Annotated in this window: 17 protein-coding genes; 6 read left to right on the plus strand and 11 right to left on the minus strand. The window is 35.6% G+C overall.

Annotated features, from left to right (window positions below):
- Nucleotides 1–368 precede the first annotated feature (368 nt).
- From aroC to B9T28_RS09745, 3 genes are all read right to left on the minus strand, one after another.
- A complete protein-coding gene (gene aroC / locus B9T28_RS09735; protein WP_086203787.1) occupies nt 369–1,463 on the minus strand; it encodes a chorismate synthase in 1,095 nt (364 codons plus the stop codon).
- 12 nt (nt 1,464–1,475) lie between these two features.
- Nucleotides 1,476–2,486 (minus strand): 50S ribosomal protein L3 N(5)-glutamine methyltransferase, encoded by a 1,011-nt coding sequence (gene prmB / locus B9T28_RS09740; protein WP_086203788.1) that lies wholly within the window; start codon nt 2,484–2,486, stop codon nt 1,476–1,478.
- A 94-nt stretch (nt 2,487–2,580) separates the two neighbouring features.
- Nucleotides 2,581–2,964 (minus strand): lysozyme inhibitor LprI family protein, encoded by a 384-nt coding sequence (locus tag B9T28_RS09745; RefSeq protein ID WP_086203789.1) that lies wholly within the window; start codon nt 2,962–2,964, stop codon nt 2,581–2,583.
- Nucleotides 2,965–3,236: 272 nt separating this feature from the next.
- Here B9T28_RS09745 and B9T28_RS09750 point away from each other — a divergent pair, with 272 nt between their 5' ends.
- The 5 genes from B9T28_RS09750 to B9T28_RS09770 all read left to right on the plus strand — a co-directional run bounded on the left by B9T28_RS09750 (nt 3,237) and on the right by B9T28_RS09770 (nt 8,408).
- Nucleotides 3,237–3,542, plus strand: coding sequence for a hypothetical protein (locus B9T28_RS09750; protein WP_086203790.1), 306 nt, complete (start codon nt 3,237–3,239; stop codon nt 3,540–3,542).
- Nucleotides 3,543–3,689: 147 nt separating this feature from the next.
- Complete coding sequence (locus B9T28_RS09755; RefSeq protein ID WP_086203791.1) at nt 3,690–5,063, plus strand: ABC1 kinase family protein; 1,374 nt, start codon at nt 3,690–3,692, stop codon at nt 5,061–5,063.
- 245 nt (nt 5,064–5,308) lie between these two features.
- Nucleotides 5,309–6,595: an acyl-CoA dehydrogenase family protein gene (locus B9T28_RS09760; protein ID WP_171263501.1), complete on the plus strand. Its 1,287-nt coding sequence runs from the start codon at nt 5,309–5,311 to the stop codon at nt 6,593–6,595.
- 28 nt (nt 6,596–6,623) lie between these two features.
- Nucleotides 6,624–7,823, plus strand: coding sequence for an acyl-CoA dehydrogenase family protein (locus tag B9T28_RS09765; RefSeq protein ID WP_086203793.1), 1,200 nt, complete (start codon nt 6,624–6,626; stop codon nt 7,821–7,823).
- Nucleotides 7,824–7,922: 99 nt separating this feature from the next.
- Complete coding sequence (locus B9T28_RS09770) at nt 7,923–8,408, plus strand: GNAT family N-acetyltransferase (RefSeq protein ID WP_086203794.1); 486 nt, start codon at nt 7,923–7,925, stop codon at nt 8,406–8,408.
- Nucleotides 8,409–8,581: 173 nt separating this feature from the next.
- Here the strand turns inward: B9T28_RS09770 and B9T28_RS09775 are convergent, their stop codons facing one another.
- The 5 genes from B9T28_RS09775 to B9T28_RS09795 all read right to left on the minus strand — a co-directional run bounded on the left by B9T28_RS09775 (nt 8,582) and on the right by B9T28_RS09795 (nt 15,208).
- Complete coding sequence (locus B9T28_RS09775) at nt 8,582–9,607, minus strand: fimbrial protein (protein WP_086203795.1); 1,026 nt, start codon at nt 9,605–9,607, stop codon at nt 8,582–8,584.
- Nucleotide 9,608: 1 nt separating this feature from the next.
- A complete protein-coding gene (locus tag B9T28_RS09780) occupies nt 9,609–12,215 on the minus strand; it encodes a fimbria/pilus outer membrane usher protein (RefSeq protein WP_086203796.1) in 2,607 nt (868 codons plus the stop codon).
- Nucleotides 12,216–12,245: 30 nt separating this feature from the next.
- Nucleotides 12,246–12,953, minus strand: a complete 708-nt coding sequence (locus B9T28_RS09785) for a fimbrial biogenesis chaperone (RefSeq protein ID WP_086203797.1) — start codon at nt 12,951–12,953, stop codon at nt 12,246–12,248.
- A gap of 21 nt (nt 12,954–12,974) precedes the next feature.
- Nucleotides 12,975–13,577: a fimbrial protein gene (locus B9T28_RS09790; protein ID WP_086203798.1), complete on the minus strand. Its 603-nt coding sequence runs from the start codon at nt 13,575–13,577 to the stop codon at nt 12,975–12,977.
- Nucleotides 13,578–13,981: 404 nt separating this feature from the next.
- On the minus strand, nt 13,982–15,208 hold the full coding sequence (locus B9T28_RS09795; RefSeq protein WP_086203799.1) for an alkane 1-monooxygenase: 1,227 nt from the start codon (nt 15,206–15,208) through the stop codon (nt 13,982–13,984).
- Between the two features lie 187 nt (nt 15,209–15,395).
- Here B9T28_RS09795 and B9T28_RS09800 point away from each other — a divergent pair, with 187 nt between their 5' ends.
- Nucleotides 15,396–16,352 carry an AraC family transcriptional regulator gene (locus B9T28_RS09800; protein ID WP_086203800.1) on the plus strand — a complete coding sequence of 319 codons (957 nt, stop codon included), beginning with the start codon at nt 15,396–15,398 and terminating at the stop codon, nt 16,350–16,352.
- A gap of 49 nt (nt 16,353–16,401) precedes the next feature.
- Here B9T28_RS09800 and B9T28_RS09805 read toward each other — a convergent pair whose 3' ends face one another.
- From B9T28_RS09805 to B9T28_RS09815, 3 genes are all read right to left on the minus strand, one after another.
- Nucleotides 16,402–18,276 (minus strand): SurA N-terminal domain-containing protein, encoded by a 1,875-nt coding sequence (locus B9T28_RS09805; RefSeq protein ID WP_086203801.1) that lies wholly within the window; start codon nt 18,274–18,276, stop codon nt 16,402–16,404.
- A 128-nt stretch (nt 18,277–18,404) separates the two neighbouring features.
- Nucleotides 18,405–18,677 carry an HU family DNA-binding protein gene (locus tag B9T28_RS09810; protein ID WP_010114788.1) on the minus strand — a complete coding sequence of 91 codons (273 nt, stop codon included), beginning with the start codon at nt 18,675–18,677 and terminating at the stop codon, nt 18,405–18,407.
- A 158-nt stretch (nt 18,678–18,835) separates the two neighbouring features.
- Nucleotides 18,836–19,303 (minus strand): phasin family protein, encoded by a 468-nt coding sequence (locus B9T28_RS09815; RefSeq protein WP_086203802.1) that lies wholly within the window; start codon nt 19,301–19,303, stop codon nt 18,836–18,838.
- Nucleotides 19,304–19,368: the final 65 nt, after the last annotated feature.

The following is a 19,368-nucleotide window of genomic DNA, read 5'->3' on the forward strand; positions in this document are numbered from 1 at the left end:
TCTTAAAAAGTCTTCATAATAAGTTCAAAACAAGATGAGTTATTTGCTATACAAACTTCACAAATTAAAAAAATTAATAGAAAAACCAATTAACTAAAACTCAAACACATCAAGTTTATTGCAGTCTGAATGGAACATCCTGTAACAAAGTTAAAGACTTTCATCAATTATATGATTAGGACAATTGTTTATCTTTTTAATATTCAATCAATTTAAACTGTTATTATCACTTTCAAATAAATACAATTTTACAACTAGTTAATTACTCTACTCTGTTTAGTTTTAGATATAAAAAACTCGATTCAACGCTAACTTTAGACAATAAAAAACCAGACATATCATCTGGTTTTTTATTGATCCTGATCAAATTATTTAGGTTCAATCGGATTAAACGGTGCAACTACATCCGCATTCTGTGCACGATGACGCATGAAGTGATCCATCAATACAATTGCAAACATTGCCTCAGCAATGGGTGTCGCACGGACACCGACGCAAGGATCATGACGACCTTTAGTTAATACATCGGTATCTTGACGATCAATATTAATGGTTTTACCCGGTGTGGTGATACTTGCTGTTGGTTTTAAAGCAATTGCCACACGAATGGTTTGCCCAGATGAAATACCACCCAGAATTCCGCCTGCATGATTGGCTAAGAAACCATCGGTAGTGAGTTCATCACGTGTTTCATGACCAAATTGTTCTGCAACTGCAAAACCATCACCAATTTCAACGCCCTTTACCGCATTGATACTCATCATCGCATGGGCAATATCGGCATCTAAACGATCAAATACAGGCTCGCCCCAGCCCACTGGAACTTTTTCGGCAACAATTTCAAGCTTTGCACCACAACTGGTACCTTGTTCACGTAGTGAAGTGACAAGCGCTTCAAAACGAGGAACTGCATCCACATCTCCACAGAAAAATGGATTATTCGGCACTTCATTCCAATCTAAGACCTTGGCTTTTTCCGTTCCAATTTGAGTGACATGACCACGAATCACTATACCAAATTTTTCAAAAAGATATTTTTTCGCAATCGCACCTGCAGCCACGCGCATTGCCGTTTCACGAGCACTAGAACGACCACCGCCACGGTAATCACGAAAGCCATACTTTTGGGTATAAGTATAATCTGCATGACCCGGACGGAACGTTTGTGCAATATTGCCATAATCTTTCGATTTCTGATCCGTATTACGAATCAGTAAACCAATCGATGTACCTGTCGTTTTACCTTCAAATACACCAGAAATAATTTGTACTTCATCAGGTTCTTTACGCTGAGTTGCAAATTTAGATGTCCCCGGTTTACGGCGGTCTAAATCTTTTTGCAAATCTGCTTCACAAAGTTCGATCCCAGGCGGCACACCATCGACAATCGCCATGAGGCCAACGCCATGAGATTCACCACAAGTCGTTACACGGAAGAGTTGCCCAATACTATTACCAGCCATGTTCACAACTCCTTATGCTTGAACAGATTCTACAAATAAATCACGATATTTTCGGCATTGCTCAGCAGTTAAAGCAAAAATACCAGAACCACCTTTTTGGAAAGTTAACCAATGGAAATCAACAGTATTAAAGTTTTGCTTCATTGCCCATTCTGAATTACCCACTTCGATGACAATTAAACCATCTTCAGTTAAGTAATCGGCTGCTTGCGCTAACATTTTACGTACCAGATCTAAACCATCTTGACCTGCGGCTAATGCCAATTCAGGTTCATGTAAAAACTCAGCAGGAAGATCAGCCATATCTTCCGCATCTACATAAGGTGGGTTCGATATAATTAAATCATATTGATTTTCAGCTGGTATTTTAGTAAATAGGTCTGATTCCATCCATGCAATTTGATACTGCATATTGTGATGTTCAGCATTAATGCTTGCAACCTCTAAAGCCTCTTTAGAAATATCAGTAGCATCAACTTCTGCATCTGGGAATGCATATGCCAAAGCAATGGCGATACAACCTGAACCCGTGCACATATCTAAGATACGGCGTGGCATTGTCGGATTTGGGTTCTCAGGTAAGTTATTTACAGCCTGTCCCATTTCGCCATTTTCATCGATACAATACGGCGCAAATTTGTTTTGAATGAGTTCAGCAATGGGTGAACGTGGAATCAATACACGCTCATCAACGTAATATGGTTTGTCACAGAAATAAGCCAGATTCAATAAATATGAAGTTGGAACTTTTTCATTAATTCGACGTTCAAGTAGGCTAATAAATTCAGCTTTTTCACTTGGTAATAATTTTGCATCGAGAATATCTGGATTAACCTTCCAATCTAATGCCAATGTTTGTAAAACCAAGGCAGAACTTTCAGCAAAGAAATCTTCAGTACCTTGACCTAAATGTGCATCATATTGACGTAAAGCCGAAACACCAAAGCGAATAAAATCGCGTATGGTTGTTAAATTTTCAGCGGCTTCCTGTAAATGTTCAGGGCTAATAGTCAGTTGATCCACTTAAGGCTTCTCCAAGGTCAATTTTTTAAACGCTTTATGATACCTTGTTTTGCTTACATTTATAATGCTTTCGTTATCATCAATTCCATAACTGTTATCGATATCGATATGTTTTTTGTTCTAAACTATTGGCTTGTTGCACTGTCATTTTTAAAGCGCAATTATAATATCTAGATTTATGCCCGAGTGATTCTGATTTATTTTTTTCAGCACAACGCTGATCACGTGTATCAAACCACTGTTTTTGCAAATCTTTCTGTGCTTTTCTTTCATCAGAATTATCGTATTGCATTAACAACACATTAAAATAAGATTTTACCCGCTTATCTTGCTGCTTTAATTCATCCTGCATACAGGCAGTAGTATTGTTCGATCCCGCTGAATTCATACACGAGACATATTCCGAGCTATACCCCATCGCAAATATTTGTGTAGGCAAAAAAATGGCGAAGATCGCACCCCACAATTTATAATTCATTACTATTCCCCAAATTTAAAACTGATTTTTATATTGAAATTTCTCATTCAAATGAATTTTAAAAGAATAATGTCAAATAACAAAGAAATGTTTTAAAAACTTCACACTTCGCATAGAACTTAAATGATTCATCTAATACATGATACAAGAGATATTAATGTGTAATTTTTATATGAAAAGAAGCCTTCCTTATTTTAGAAACATTAAGCCACTTGATTTCGATCACAACGATCATTATATACTTGACACAATTTTCAAGATTTACAATCTCGATGAGCTATAAGCACAATAATTTAATGGCCATGCGCCAAAATTACTGGAATGATGAATCATCTGCTAACGTGATTTCAGAAAAACATTATTTCCAACAGACTCTCATAGAACACGGTGTGTTTGAATCTGCATCAATTGAGGATGCTAAATACTTCTTTTTTAGCTTACCCAGTATCATTATCGTTAAGGGTTATGCTTTAGGGTTTATGGATCACACAGTGAAAATTTTGATTTCAAAATATATTCATGACAATAAGCAAATGTTGATGCTTCGCCAAGACATTAAAATTCAATTCCGTATGTAAATGCTTCACATATAAAACTTTAAATACGATTCATTGACTTTAATTTAATCAATTATCCGTCAAGTTGAACTATTTTAATACGGTCAGACCATGTAATATTCATTACTATGATTTATGTGCTCGTATTGCTTAAAGGATTTAATCTTCATGTCAGATCGGAACCAGAAGCTTAAACAGTTAAAAACCTCCTCTATGGATCGACGCTTATCGATTGCTAAAGCCTCTTTACTTGCGGGTACGCGCTGGGCTGCTTCTAGTGCAAGCTCTATGTTCTCAAGCGAAGAAGAAAAAGAAAAAAACCGCAAAAAAGCACTAAGAGAACAAGCAAATTATCTTGTTTCTGAGATTGGGAAACTTAAAGGTTCAATCGTTAAAATTGGCCAAATGATGGCGCTATACGGCGAACATTTTTTGCCAGAAGAAATCACACAAGCACTCAACACACTCAACAATCAAACTGTTGCATTGGCTTGGCCAGCCATTAAAACACAATTGGTCAGTCAACTCGGTTCAAAACTAGATGATTTAACCATTGACCATGAACCTATTGGCACTGCTTCACTGGCTCAAGTCCATCGTGCAACGCGTAAATCAGATGGTCTAGAAATTGTCCTTAAAATACAATATCCAGGCGTAGCAGATGCCATTGATTCCGATATGAGCTTATTTAAAAATATGCTCAAATTAACTCGAATGGTTCCACAGACCCGTGAGTTTGACCAATGGTTTGATGAGGTCAAAGAAATGATGCATCGTGAGGTGAATTATCACGTTGAAGCTGCCACGACGCGTCGTTTTGCAGAACGTTTACACGATGATCCTCGTTATGCTGTGCCACAAATTATTAATGAATATTGCACCGATCAAGTACTTTGCATGACTTTTGAACGTGGTGTACCCATTAATAGTCCAGTGATGTTGTCACTTCCTCAAGAACGCCGTAACCAATTGGGTGAAGCATCCCTTGAAATTGCGGTGCGTGAAATTTTCGAATGGGGCGAAATGCAAACCGACCCTAATTTTGGGAACTACCTCGTTCGCTTAGGTAATGGTATAGACATCAAAGACAAGATCATTTTGTTAGATTTTGGTGCTATTCGCCAGTTTGATACACAACTCTTAAGCGTAGCACGTAATTTGATTAAATCTGGCTATGAGCATGACGCGGAAGCTATGGTCAATGCCATGACGGGTTATGAGTTCTTTGATGCTATGCCATTGAGTATTAAACCAGATATGGCAAAAGTCTTCTTACTGGCAACTGAAGCCTTTAGTACGCCAAGCAATAATCCAGATCTACCTGAGGGTGTCATGGATGAGCATAATCGTTATGATTGGAAAAAGAGTCAGCTACATAGCCGTGTAATGCAACGTGCATCTAAATCAATGACCTCACGTTATTTTAGTATTCCCCCAAAAGAATTTATGTTTATTAGCCGTAAATTTATTGGTGCATATACGTTTATGACTGTAATTGAAGCGAAAACCAATGTCCGTAAAATGATCACGCCTTTTTTATAATTTATATCCCAAATTATTACTAAGCAAAAAAGATCAAATTGTCATTTAAGTCAATATCCTACTTTTGTAGGATATTTTTTATTTATTAAACAATAATAAATCATAAACTTACACATAAACACCCATTAGTAAAACCGTTTATCTTTGGTCAATGAGTTTGTCAGCTTCGACATGGTTTTTTAATCATGCTCATGTCAGGATAATTACATACCAACAAAAAATACAGAGTAGTATAAATGGGTAACATGGCAAACAAAGCTCAAGGCTTCGGCTTAGCATTTATTACAAAACTAGCAGGCAGTGACTTACTTGATCAATTAAAACTTCGAAAATTCGTAGAAAAATCTTTATACCAAGGTTCGAAGGTCAGTTTCAAAACATTAAGTACAACGCAGAAAGTATTTAAATCCAATGCCAAAATCGGCAAGCAAAGATTACCCAATCAACAAAAATCATTATTTGATTTAAGTCTGACTGAAGAACAACAAATGACGACTGATGCCATGGATCAGTTTGCATCAGAAGTACTTTATCCTTTAGCGCATAATGCGGATCACAACGAGAAATTCCCCGTAGAACTTTGGCAACACATTACAGACCTTGGGTTAAACTTTTACGCCTTACCTGAAGCTTTAGGTGGTGTTGCTTCAGAAAAAAATATTCTGAGTAATATTTTAATTGCTGAACGCTTAGCCAAAGGTGATTTTACCCTTACCGCAGGTCTACTCTCGACATTTAGTGTAATTAATGCCATTACACAATGGGGTTCAGAACACATTCAATCGACCTATTTAAACAGTTTTGCTGAAGACACAGAAATTCATGCAACCTTTGCTATGCAAGAAGCAACCCCTGCTTTTAATCCCTTCAAACTAAAAACCAAAGCAACATTAAACAATGGTCAATATTTAATTTCAGGCGAAAAAACCTTAGTTATATTAGGTGAAACCGCAGATTTATTTTTGATTAATGCCGAATTTAATGGATCAGCAGAAGTTTTCATTCTAAAACGTGACCCCAGTATTACTGTAAAAAAATCATCAGCAATGGGTTTAAAAGCTGCAGAAACCGTGACTTTAAAATTTGAAAATACTCCTGCTGAACGCTTAGGTGATGAGGATTTTAATTATACAACCTTCCTCGACCTCGGTAATTTAATGTGGTGTGCCATGGCTGTGGGTACCTGCGAAGCCGTAAAAGAATATTGCATAAAATATGCGAATGAACGAATTGCATTTGGTGAACCTATTTCGCACCGTCAAAGTGTCGCATTTATGATTGCAGATATGAGCATTGAACTTGAAGCAATGCGCATGTTGATCTTAAATGCTGCAAGCCTTGCTGAAGCTGGCCAACCTTTTCATCGTGAAGCATATTTAGCCCGTTTATTATGTGCTGAAAAATCCATGAAAATTGGTACTGACGGCGTACAACTGCTCGGTGGTCATGGTTTTACCAAAGAACACCCCGTAGAACGTTGGTATCGTGATTTACGTGCCACAGCAATTTTGCACTCAGGCTTACATGCTTAATCCATCAGTATAAATAGGAATATAGATCATGAATTTACAAAATCCTAAAAAATTCCAAATGCTTTTGGATCAGGCACATGAAACCGCCTTAAATGTACTCCGCCCAATTTCGCGTAAATATGACAAAGCAGAACATGCTTATCCTAAAGAGCTGAATATGTTGGCCTCTTTATTAGATGGCATGAACGATGGTGGTGATGGCATGAATGCGGGCGCTGCGGTCAATAAACGCGGTGACACCGATTCCAGCAATAAAAATGGCGTTAACATGTCCACCGCATTGGGTGTGATTGAAATGTGCTATGGCGATACCGGCTTATTACTCTCCATGCCACGCCAAGGCTTAGGTAACTCAGCGATAGCCGCTGTTGCCAATGATGAGCAATTGGAACGCTTTAAAGGCACTTGGGCGGCAATGGCCATTACTGAACCTGGCTGCGGTTCAGATTCAGCAGCCATTCGTACAACTGCAATTAAAGACGGTGATGATTACATCCTCAATGGCGAAAAAATCTTTGTGACTTCAGGTGAGCGTGCCGACTCTGTTGTGGTTTGGGCCACCCTAGATAAAAAACTGGGTAAAGCAGCAATTAAATCATTTGTGGTGCCTAAAGGCACATTAGGCATGAAAATAGAACGGCTTGAGCATAAATTGGGGATTAAAGCCTCAGATACCGCTGCAATTAGCTTCATTGACTGTCGTGTTCCTGCTGCAAACTTATTGGGAAATCCTGAGATTGATATCGCCAAAGGTTTTGCGGGAGTTATGGAAACCTTTGACAATACTCGCCCATTGGTAGCAGCAATGGCAGTGGGTTGTGCTAAAGCTTCTTTAGAGCGAATTAAAGAGATTTTTAAAGATAGTCTAGACCCAGACTACAACACACCATATTTACAAACCTCATATCTTGCCTCGCAAATTTATCGGATGGAGGCTGAATGGGAAGCTGCTCGCCTACTCACCATGAAAGCGACATGGATGGCAGACAATCGCAAACCAAACTCTCGTGAAGCATCAATTGCAAAAGCCAAAGCGGGACGTATTTGTAATGAAATCACGCTGAAATGTGTCGAACTGGCTGCAAGTGTGGGTTATAATGAAGATGAGTTATTAGAAAAATGGGCACGTGATTCTAAAATTCTGGATATTTTTGAAGGTACGCAACAAATTCAACAATTGATTATTGCCCGCCGTGAGCTGGGTAAATCATCAAGTGAATTAAAATAATTTTCATCCTTTAGGATGCAATACCTTACAAGAGATGGATTTATACGCAATATCGTATTATAACAATCCATCTCTTTTTATTTTAATACTTTGATCCATATGTACCAGCTCAGACTCATTCAAGCCAAAGACAATCCTAAAATCGCTGAGATTATTCGTGACGTTTCCAAAGAATTTGGCTTAGCAGCAGAATCTGGTTTTGCTGTTGCAGATCCAATTTTAGATAATCTTTTTGAAGTTTATTCACAACCCCATTCGCAGTATTGGGTGGTTGAAAATAAACAAGGACAAATTTTAGGCGGTGGTGGTTTATCACCTTTAGCAGGTGATAACTCGATACTTGAAATACAAAAAATGTATTTTCTGACTGAGGTGCGTGGCTTCGGTTTTGCTAAACAGATTTTAGAAAATGGTTTTAAATTTGCTCAACAAAATAATTTTAAATCTTGCTATTTAGAAACCACCAAAGACCTGTGGCAGGCTGTTAAATTGTATGAAAAATTAGGTTTTGAGTATTTAAAGCAACCTAAAGGCAATACTGGCCATAGCCATGCGTGTGAAATTTGGATGGAAAAAGTTTTATAAGCGTATCTTACAAACTAAAAACGCTGTCTAAATAAAAACATTGAAATCATTACAGTGTGCTGCGTACTTTAATGACTTTAACTAAAAGAGTCTGGCTTCTTCGATGAGCTAAATGCAATAATTCTTATCTGCAACATGATGATTAATCGAGTGAATATATAAACCGATCAAATCTAGTCATAAATTAAATTGAGTACAGCTACACTTTTGACTAAACCTACAGTTACAGGTATTGTTTCTGCATAATATGCGGCTTGCAGGCTTTTAGTTACTGTTTTAGAGTTATTTAACATACCAAATGTAAACTTATTGTTTAATAACAATGGACCTATTGGTATCACATTATTTGAAGGATCTATTAATTTAATTTTAATATTTGAACCACCAGAAGATGCTGAAATACTATTTGTTAATATTCCATTCATATTACTAGCAGATGAGAAATTATCAGTGATTGCTGCAGAATAGCTCGTATTAACAGCATCATTTGGACAGTTCGCTGTAATAGAAAAACTTGTTGTACCACCGATTTGATTAATACTACTAAAATCGGAGCTTCGCATAGAAGGCAAGGTAATATTAGAACTATCTACAACACAAGTAGATGGTGAAATTGTATAACTTAAATTAGAAATATTAATATTTTTAGATGAAGTTTTTGTGCCAGTAGCCGTGTAAGTACCTAAAATAATATTACTTATACTATATGTACCAGGAGTTAAATTCGTTCCACGAATTAATACACCGACTTGCTCTAAACGCATACCTCTGGTCGAGCTTGATCCAGTAAATAAGCTATATGATGTCGTAGACGAGTCAACAGGATACAATGTTGCAGAATCCTGATTATCTTTAACACTGAAAGCAATATAAATTTGAGCTGGGCTTGCAGCTACAGGATTTTGCGGAGTATTAATTCTATAATATGTACGACTATTTAAATTAATGATGTCTGATGTACTTAAACTTGTACCATTAATTTGAAAAGAATTAGATCCTGTATTATTACAATTATTAATGATTGTGCCATAACGATCAGGAGTCGTGGTTGCAGTAACTCTTTGATTATTCGCATTCGTTTTAAAATTACCCAAATTACTCAATGTAAAATTAGGATTTTCAGTTCCAGTCGTATTACAAGCATTTACGTCAAGTGAAAAAAATAATACGAATGAACTTAAAAGTAATGGATTTCTCATATCAATGACACTCCACACTAAGTATTTCAAATTGATAGTTTTTCTTATCTTTTTTAGTCTTTGGTGACGATATTGGTGGAACATTACAACTTTCATTCATTTCACTCCCCCATTCGACCGTTAAAGGTTGTTCAAATATATCATTTCTATTCTCTAGTATGACTTGATTCGACTGACCCAAAATCCCAACAAAAGTTCCACTTTGATTTAAGACACGACTTCCAATTGGCAATTTAATCTCTTTTCCAGTTGATATTCGCAGCAAAATATTTGAAGTTTTCTTCGCATTAAAAGTTGCTAATGTCGAACTAAATTTTCGTGGAATCACCTTAACTTGATTTGAATCTAGAACCACATCTATCGGTAAATCTTGCGGGTTTATACTAATATCATTTTCACTATAAGCTGAGTTTGCCGGATAAATTGCATTCCCAAAACGATCTAACTTTACACCCCATGCATTGTTAACTTTTGCACCTTTACCATTCTCTACATGGACAATCGTATATGTATCAGATAATGAGTTTACTGGCGTCAAACCAAATTGATGAGCGACAAGTGCTCCACGTGCTGACAATGAATATTGTTGATGATTATCATACGTATATGCTGTAGCGCCTAACGTTATTTTAGGAAGCATATAATTTGCATAAGCTTGTAGTGAGGTTTCCGCATCACTATTTTGGTAAGTATTTGATAAACCGATACCATAGTTAAAATTATTTTGATTTCCTAAAGTACCTGAAAGATTCATATTTGCAGTATTTATATTGCGATCATTTCTACTATTTTGAATATTAGAATTTATAAATAATCGATTTTCTTTCCAATCCAATGGTAATGAAAAACTCATATAAAGTGTTTTATCATCGGTATTGAATAATGAATAATCTGTTTGACTATATCCCAAGGTGTAACTTAATTTTTTCCAAACATTACTGTAACTTAAGTTGTACTGTTGCGCGCTTTTTTGCTTATCCCAATACTTATTATTTGAATAACTCAAGTTAAAGCTAGCTGTATTATTTACAAAGTTAGACTTCATAATATTTACAGAAAACTGATCTTTTAAGTTATTTGTAAATATATAATTATTGTACTCGGAAGCACTTAAATCATCGAAGTTAAGCTTAGATAATGTATTTGAAACTGTTAAATAGTTTTTACTTTGATGCAATGTATTAAAAAAAAGGCTTAAACCTTTATTTTCAAAGCTATACCGATAATCAAAATTAAATTGATCCCCACGATACTTCTCCGAAAAAATGTTGGCTTGACTTGAGTTGACTTTAAAATTCATCCCACCAATTGCCGAACTAATACCCGCACCAAGCAATAGACTTTTATAGTGTTCAGAAGCATTAACACCTCCTAAAAGTGTTAAATTATTACTGATTCCATATCCATAATTAACTTGAGAAATAATCTCATCCGTTATTTTATTAAAAAAATGATAACGCCCTAAAGCAGCACTATAATTATACCGATCAGGTTTAATTAAATTAAGATTTTGTTGTAGAGGCATCGTGTATGTTTTTATTTCACCACTATTTTCTACAATCTCAACCATCAAACTTCCATTACCAACGGAACCTAAATCAGTAATTTTAAAAGGCCCTGCTGGAACAGTACGTTCATATATTTTGATACCATTTTGATAAACTTTGACGACTGCATTTGAGTTCGCAACATTCTCAATGACTGGAGAATAAGTTTGTTGTAACCACGGCAACATCGTTTGATCTGAAGCAATCTGTGCCCCGATAATCGGTAAACTTTCTAGCTGATAATTCTGGGTACTAAACTGCCCTAAACTCAATCGTGAATAAATTGGTACTATATCTGTATGTAATACATTTTCATTTGATCTATAGGTTCCTAGACTAGAATCCTCTGAGTCAAAGCTACCTTGATGTCTAAAGTACCAACCATTCAAGTTTACACCACCATTTAAGCTCAAATATTGGGTATTTTTTTCATTATTATGATTTGTATTATAATTATAAGAAATAAATGAAGAATTTACCCCTTTATCGAATAATTTTGGATTTATATATCCATCTGGATGTTCTGTACGCAATGCTTGAGGTATATAAATATTTAAAATTAATTTAGATTCATCAAATTCATAATATGCACTGCTACTAATATCTTTAACATTTAAACAATTTACAGAAGGTAAATTTTTAATCACCCCCTTAGTCAAATCAAGATGATTCAATAAACCTTGATCAATACACAATATTGCAGAATCTTTATTCTTTGGTTTTGCAAATGTTACCGTTGAATCGACCATTCTTTTTTGATTTATGTTTAATTGAACAAAGTACATTCCTTCAATAATACTATTTTTAACATTAAAGTCTTTAAGATTAATATTTCGATTACTTTGACCATAAAGCGAATTTGAGTTAAAAAATACAAAATTCGATGTATCAAATGCCTGTAAATTTTCAATTGAATTATCAACGGGTTTGACAACCGTCTTCTGAGTCGATGTGTTGTCCAAAGGGATTTGAATATTCTCTAGATTATTGGGGTTACTTGCATGAGTGCCAAAGGATACAAACATTAGAATATAGAGATGTTTGTATTTAAAATTTTTCATTGACGACTATCCAACCTAACTAATACTAAATTAATTCATGCTTTTAGAAATTGATTGCACGCCGCCTAGATCATTAATAAATGAATAATTTACATTATTCGGTTTATTTTCTAGCTTAAAATCAATTTTTTGACTTGAAAATGGAAGGACCATGATTGATTTTTTGTAATCACCATCACCTGAAGAAGTTTTAAAATTTAAACTGACAAATGTGATGTAATAAGGCGTTGGATTTTTTAGTTCAACTGTTTTTTCATCAGCAAGGTAATTAAACTGAATTTGATTAAATGCATCATTAACTGAAATTTTTAATTTACTTGGTCGATAAAATAGTTTTATACGAGTCCGTACAGTAAATGATAATAAGTTTTGCCCCACTAAATTAGGATTATCTGGTGGTATATCTAGCATATTAAACCAAAATAAAGACTCTCTATCTTCTGGTAGTTTTGATGACCCAGTCTGAATAATACGTATAATCTGACCTTGATTCGGCTCTACTCGACTCAGTGGAGGCGTCAATACAAATGGAATTTCTTCAGCTGTAGGTATTTCATCTATATTTCCATTATCGATCCAAGTTTGAACCAATGCTGGAGTATTAAATTCATTACGAACCTGCACACCGACATTGGTTGAACCTGCAGGAAAAATGATGCGCGTACCATCAATGCTTACACCCGCCTGAGTCAAATTAATCCAACATACAGTGAGTAGCGTTAAGACAATCTTTCGCATAACTTTTCCTTTTTATTAAAATTATGGATAAGTAATATTATAAGTAACAACAGCATTTACATCCTGAGCAGCAGGAAGAATGGATCCTGTTCCTGCATAATATTGAGCTGAGTAATAAAACTTATTCGCAGTAGAATCATATGCAGCTTTTGCTTGCGTAGAAGTATTGCTGTAATCAACGAGTGTGCCTGCGCCGACTGAAGTAGGCTTAGCTAAAATTTGAACAAACACAGGATTTGTTGTTGATTTTGTTCCTGCTTTATTGACTAACGCAGTAGTCTCAGTCGCACTATAATCAGCTGATGTTGAAGTACTCAAAGTAACTACTGGTGCTAAGTTCGCACTTAAACCTGTTGCCGTATAACATGCCGTACCATCAGTTTTACTCAATGTCACATCAAAGTTTTTCAAACCACTCATACGTGTCGTTGTTGTGAAGTTAGAGCTAGGAATCGTATCTAAAGTAACAACCACATTGGTTGTACCTAGCGCATTTGTTCCCCCAGTTAAAACACAAGTTTCATTATAGATTTTACCATTAATGGTAATCGTCCCTGGATTTGCGAAGGTAATAGAAGACAGACTTAATGCTGTAATAGCCAATACGATTTTTAAAGTTTTCATTTTAGTATCTCATAGAGAATTCAGTTTTTAATTTCAGATACGCAACACAACACACAATATGCAAAAAAGTGTGAATCAATTAACGCTATCTGAGCGAATTATACATAAAAACTAAACAATTAATACAATAATGACTATCAAGTTATACTTTTTATTTTTGAGATATATGAAGCTTATTCTCAACATTGGATAATTGAAGATGAACAGAGATAATTTCTAGGGGGTATATTGCCTTTAATAGGTGATAAATCGATACTTGAAATACAACAATGTATTTTCTGACAAAGGGTATATAGCTTAGGTTTTGTTATACAAATTTTAGAAAATGGCTTTAAACTTACTCAACAAAACAACTGTAAATCTTGCTACATAGAAACTACGAAAGCCCCTTTTGGGGCTTTTACTCAAACAGCTTCTTTACTTAAAAGCTTATCAATCACACCAAATTTTTTAAAGATTTGAGCCCGACGTTTTGGATGAATATTGGCTTTATTCAAATTCCCTCGATAATGCTCAAATACACGTTTATCCATTATCTTAAACCACAATGAAGGAATCAGTGCTGGTAACAACATACTTGCATAACCACTGGGTAATTCTGGTGCTTCATCAAAATGGCGCAAAGCTTGAAATGGTCGTGTTGGATAAGCATGGTGATCCGAATGACGTTGCAATTGATAGAGGAATAAATTAGTCACAATATTATTGTTATTCCAACTATGCTCAGGCATGGTTCGCTCATACTTACCATTTTCATCTTGTTGACGTAACAAGCCATAATGTTCAATATAGTTAATAATCTCAAATAAACTTAAACCATAGAAAGCTTGTGTTGCTAAATAAGGAATCGTTCCTTTTCCAAACACTGCAACCATACTTGAATGAAATGTAGCACTCATCCCCCAACCTTGTAATAACTCATTCTCCTTAGACCAAAAAGATAAACCTTTTCGTTTAAGGCGCTTGGTTTCTATTTCTATTGAAGATTTTAAGGAACCAAATACGGTACGTGGCCAAAATTCGTAAAATGTTTCACCCATCTTTGAAGATGCTGGGTCTTCAGGTGTTGCTGCGCATTTATGATGCCCATAAGGATGTTCAATACGAAAATGATTATATCCAGTTGGAACCAATGCTAAATGTGACAAAATGTGGTCTAAACGATCAGATTTATGACTCAATTCATGGGCTGTATTAATGGCAATCCCATTGATTGCACCCATTGAAACACCTAATAAAATCTTATCAAGTAATGAGGTTTCTTTACGGCTGGCTAAATAACACGCATAAACATTAGCAATATACTGTAAAGGAATAAAAGACTTTACCAATCTAGAATAATAAGGATCTTGCTCCAACAATTTAATATCTTCTGTGGTTGGATTATTACTATCTTTACCAATTAGAGTATCTATGCTCGGAATCACGATGTGCAATACAATTGGGCCACCTAATGCAAAAAACTTTTTTAGTGGCTTCGGTGAAAATTGGTATCCGGCTAAAATACCAATCCCAATAACAGGTAATGCTGGACTAATCATCCATAAATAACGTTTTTTATCGAGTGCCATCCCTGATTTTTGTACGCTATCTTGAATCTGGTGTTCAGTTAAATTTACTGGTGCATTCATCGCATTACCTTCCCTATCTTTTTATAGCTCTATATTTCAGTAAAGCCCTCCATAAAAACAGTTGTAAGCGTCCAAAAAAGCTATGAAAAAGTCCTTGGCACCTTTAACATTCTATTTGTCCTTTTCGCACATGCTTTAATTGCATATCCTTTTTATAATTGATCATGACAGTGTTTGAATCGAACCTATGGATGCACTCAGTAAAATTTTTGATGATATTCATCTCAATCGATCAGAATATATTTATTTACAAGCGCAAGGAAATTGGGAGTTTTTTTGCCCTGAACAATCGGCAGTGATTGCACATATTGTTTTATTTGGACAAGCACACATTCATTTTTCCCCTGAGCTCAACTTAACCTTAAATACTGGCGATATGCTGCTGATTCCTGCCGGATTAGAACATCACGGCATGAATAACACGCATCAAAAATTGATTGAACCGTTAAATATAGAACCATTATTTAATGGCTTAAGACATGATTCCATACATTTTGGACAAGGTGATACTGAAAAAGCCCTAATTCTAACTATACGCTGTCATCTTAATGCCATTATGGCACGCCCATTGGTGAATGCTTTACCGCCATATTTACACCTGAAAAATGCGCTCAGTGATGAAGCTCCTGAATGGCTGAAAATTGGCTTGTATTTTGTGGCGTCAGAAACCCAAAGAACGGCTGCTGGTAAAAACAAAATTATGGATCATGTCGTAAGTATCATGGTGCTCGAATGTGTCCGAGATTATATTGAACAACTCAATGATCAAACTATCAATAAACAAAATAATTGGCTTAATGCACTTATTCATCCAGAACTGGCAAATGCTTTAGCCGTTATTCATAGTCAACCAGAACTTGCATGGACGGTTGAAACGTTGGCTGAAAAATGTTGTATGTCCCGCTCAAAATTTGCCAATTTATTTAATCAAATTATTGGTGAAACACCCCTAGCTTATTTACAACAACACCGCTTACGTTTAGCCAGCCAACATTTAAAACATGGTCAACTTTCCATTCAGCAAATTTCACATCAGGTTGGTTATTCATCAGAAACGGCTTTCAGCCAAGCTTTTAAAAAGTATTATCAACAAAGCCCAAGTCAATATCGCAACCAATCCAATTTAAAAAGTAAGTTTGTCTAAAATATAACGCATAAAAAAAGCGCCGAAGCGCTTTTTTTATCAATCCAAATTATTTAATTTTGGCTTTAGATTTTAAGTATTGGGTATAGTCATCCAATTCTTGCTGACCACGTAACTGTTGATACAATTGCGTTAACTGTTGTGCTTCTTGCGGATTAAGCGATTCAGCCGAAGACTTGGTCACATCTGCAACAGCAATTACCACCATTTCATTTGGCAATGTCGCTGTAGTGACTGACCACATTCCCGCTTTAGGTGCAGGTAAACTAAAGGCAACGCGTTCAATTTCACGTTTTAAACCTTGTGAACGGGTGAATATACCCGCATGTTCAAAAGCAAATTTATTTTTCGCTAACACTTGTTGTGCAGGTTGTGTTTTGAACTCTACTAACATCGTCGCAATTTTTGCTTTTGCTGCCTCATACGCTTTTTGCTCAATCAATAAAGCTTTAATTTTGGCACTAGCTTGCGCTAAAGGTTGTACACCAGCCGCATGATAATTACGCACTTTCACCCAAACAGTATCGCCATTGGCCAATTGGATGTTACTTGATGCATTACGATCACCATTTTTAACATCATCATTAAACAATTTAGTTTTTACGTTAGGATCGGCCAATACAACATTTTGAGTCGCTAAAGTAACACCGTTAACCGATTGTACTTTGGTGTCTTTGACTTGCTGTGAAACAGGATCTAAGGCGTCGCTACTTACAACCAATTCATTCAAACTATTCACTGTATCTGAAAAAATATTAGCAGATTTTGCTTTAATCACTTCAGCAGTTAACTCAGCTTTTTTCGCTTCAAAACTTGGCACTGAATTGGCCGCTTGAGCCACTTCAATAATATGATAACCGAACTGTGTTTTAACTGGCTTAGAGATTTGACCTTTTTGTGCGCTATTGACTGCTTGATCAAATTCATTTCCAAATACACCAACGGTATAAGACTCAACTAAACCGCCGTTAGACTTTGAACTAGGATCTTCAGAGAACTGTGCAGCGGCTTGGGCAAAAGGTAGACCCGCTTTAATTTTGGCATAAACCTCATTTGCAAGTTTTTCAGCTTCCGCTGCAGAACGTGCATCTGTAGTAATTAAAATATGCTTAACTTCACGCTTTACATCTTGATTCTGTTTTTCCACAAACTGTGCATAAGCTTGCTTTAGCTCTGCTTCCGTTACTTCAGTATTCAGCTTAGTTAACATTGCAGGGCTTAAAACCACATAATCAACATCAACCGATGCGACCTGTTTAAATTTATTTGGATACTTTTTATAATAATCTGCAACTTCTTGATTGGTTACCTTCACATCTTTTTTATAATCATCGAGCTTAATACTTGATAAAAACAAATTACGTTGTTCAGACTGTAAATTATACACTTGCTGAATATCTAACTTACTGACTAAAGCATAATCAGTAATTGAGCTCATTAACATTTTAAGTGCATGATCTTGACGCAGATTTGCAATCAAAGCCTGACTGGTCATGCCAATTGAGCGTAGATAATTTGCATAAAGTGTATCTGAAAACTTACCATTTTCTTGGAAGTTTGGCTGCTGTGCAATCATTTGTTCAATTTGAGCATCACTTAATGAAATACCCAGTTTTTCGGCTTGTTGAATCAATAATGTACGCGCAATTAAATTATCCAAAACTGAATTTTGAATAAAACCCATATTCAGTAATGACTCATCACCTTTAACTCTTTCACTATTTAATAACTGATCTTTATAACTTTTCGTCTGGGCTTCCAGATCTTTTTTAGAAATATCTTGACCATTTACCGTTTTGGCTACGTCTTCTTTCTGCCCCCCACTAAAATAACCCTCAATACCCACTAAAGCTAAAGGAGTTAAAAATAAAATGAGTAGGAGTTTGCCGAGCCAACCCCTGATGACATTACGAAAAGATTCCATAAGTATTCCAATATTTTATTTCGTAGGATTCTAACTGATATTCAAAAATGAATGAATGAGCAAAGCATTATAATTTTAAATAATTCATAAAAAACGCGCCCCAAAGGCGCGTTTTCAACAAGCAAAGATTAAGCTACAGAATCTTTTAAGCCTTTACCAGCTTTGAAGCTAGGAACTTTACTTGCTTTAATTTGTAGTTCTTCACCAGTTTTAGGGTTACGACCAGTACGTGCAGCGCGGTCTTTAACACTAAATGTACCAAAACCAACCAAAGTAACGGTATCACCTGTTTTTAACGCTTCACCAATTGAAGCAATAGTCGCATCTAACGCTTTACCAGCATCGGACTTAGACAATCCCCCTTTCTCTGCAATTGCGTCGATTAATTCTGATTTATTCATGAAGATTACGTCCTCTTATATCGTTTGTTTAAATTCCAAGGCTGTTGTTTAAAAGGCCATGACGACTTTATAGCAATGCTTTGGGGGGAAACGCAAGACTACAATTCCGTATTTCACTAAAATATAGGCTAAAAATTATCAAAAAATGTATTTTTTACTCATTTTTTTGGAATTTGAGTTTTCAAACGCAAATTCTCTGCGGTCAATGCATCAACCTTATGATGTAATTCTAAAATTAAACTTTCTAAATGTTTTAAATCTTTGGCCGTCACCAAACCCAGTCTATTTAATGAGTGATTAATGCGCTGATCTAACGCTTTTTCAACTTTATCTTTCGTCTCTATCACAGATTCTTTGGTTTTTTCTGTGACTTTAGCTACAGTTTGATCTGTGATTTCAACTGTCTTAGATTCTAGCTCTTCCCCAACCTTGACTAAAGAGTCAAATAATTTATTACCTTCTTCCTCAGCACGTGAAAATGCCCCTAAACCAGCCAACCAAATTTGTTTAGTATACTTCCTAAAATCAAGTGAAGATTTACGTGATGACTTTGATTTTGAATGACTTATATTATCTTCAAGATTTTCAGATTGAGTAATTAAAATATCTTTAGCTTCTTGATCCATCTACATAAACTCCAATTTTTATGACTGCAAATCGCTTATTTTGCATAAAATATCACTACTATAAC

Source organism: Acinetobacter silvestris, from assembly GCF_002135235.1.
Taxonomy (GTDB): domain Bacteria; phylum Pseudomonadota; class Gammaproteobacteria; order Pseudomonadales; family Moraxellaceae; genus Acinetobacter; species Acinetobacter silvestris.

Bases quoted from the DNA above. Each gene is read 5' to 3' on its own strand.
- aroC (WP_086203787.1), bottom strand. From the start codon at position 1,463: ATGGCTGGTAATAGTATTGGGCAACTCTTCCGTGTAACGACTTGTGGT.
- B9T28_RS09745 (WP_086203789.1), bottom strand. From the start codon at position 2,964: ATGAATTATAAATTGTGGGGTGCGATCTTCGCCATTTTTTTGCCTACA.
- B9T28_RS09750 (WP_086203790.1), top strand. From the start codon at position 3,237: ATGAGCTATAAGCACAATAATTTAATGGCCATGCGCCAAAATTACTGG.
- B9T28_RS09755 (WP_086203791.1), top strand. From the start codon at position 3,690: ATGTCAGATCGGAACCAGAAGCTTAAACAGTTAAAAACCTCCTCTATG.
- B9T28_RS09760 (WP_171263501.1), top strand. From the start codon at position 5,309: ATGGCAAACAAAGCTCAAGGCTTCGGCTTAGCATTTATTACAAAACTA.
- B9T28_RS09765 (WP_086203793.1), top strand. From the start codon at position 6,624: ATGAATTTACAAAATCCTAAAAAATTCCAAATGCTTTTGGATCAGGCA.
- B9T28_RS09770 (WP_086203794.1), top strand. From the start codon at position 7,923: ATGTACCAGCTCAGACTCATTCAAGCCAAAGACAATCCTAAAATCGCT.
- B9T28_RS09775 (WP_086203795.1), bottom strand. From the start codon at position 9,607: ATGAGAAATCCATTACTTTTAAGTTCATTCGTATTATTTTTTTCACTT.
- B9T28_RS09780 (WP_086203796.1), bottom strand. From the start codon at position 12,215: ATGAAAAATTTTAAATACAAACATCTCTATATTCTAATGTTTGTATCC.
- B9T28_RS09785 (WP_086203797.1), bottom strand. From the start codon at position 12,953: ATGCGAAAGATTGTCTTAACGCTACTCACTGTATGTTGGATTAATTTG.
- B9T28_RS09790 (WP_086203798.1), bottom strand. From the start codon at position 13,577: ATGAAAACTTTAAAAATCGTATTGGCTATTACAGCATTAAGTCTGTCT.
- B9T28_RS09795 (WP_086203799.1), bottom strand. From the start codon at position 15,208: ATGAATGCACCAGTAAATTTAACTGAACACCAGATTCAAGATAGCGTA.
- B9T28_RS09800 (WP_086203800.1), top strand. From the start codon at position 15,396: ATGGATGCACTCAGTAAAATTTTTGATGATATTCATCTCAATCGATCA.
- B9T28_RS09805 (WP_086203801.1), bottom strand. From the start codon at position 18,276: ATGGAATCTTTTCGTAATGTCATCAGGGGTTGGCTCGGCAAACTCCTA.
- B9T28_RS09810 (WP_010114788.1), bottom strand. From the start codon at position 18,677: ATGAATAAATCAGAATTAATCGACGCAATTGCAGAGAAAGGGGGATTG.
- B9T28_RS09815 (WP_086203802.1), bottom strand. From the start codon at position 19,303: ATGGATCAAGAAGCTAAAGATATTTTAATTACTCAATCTGAAAATCTT.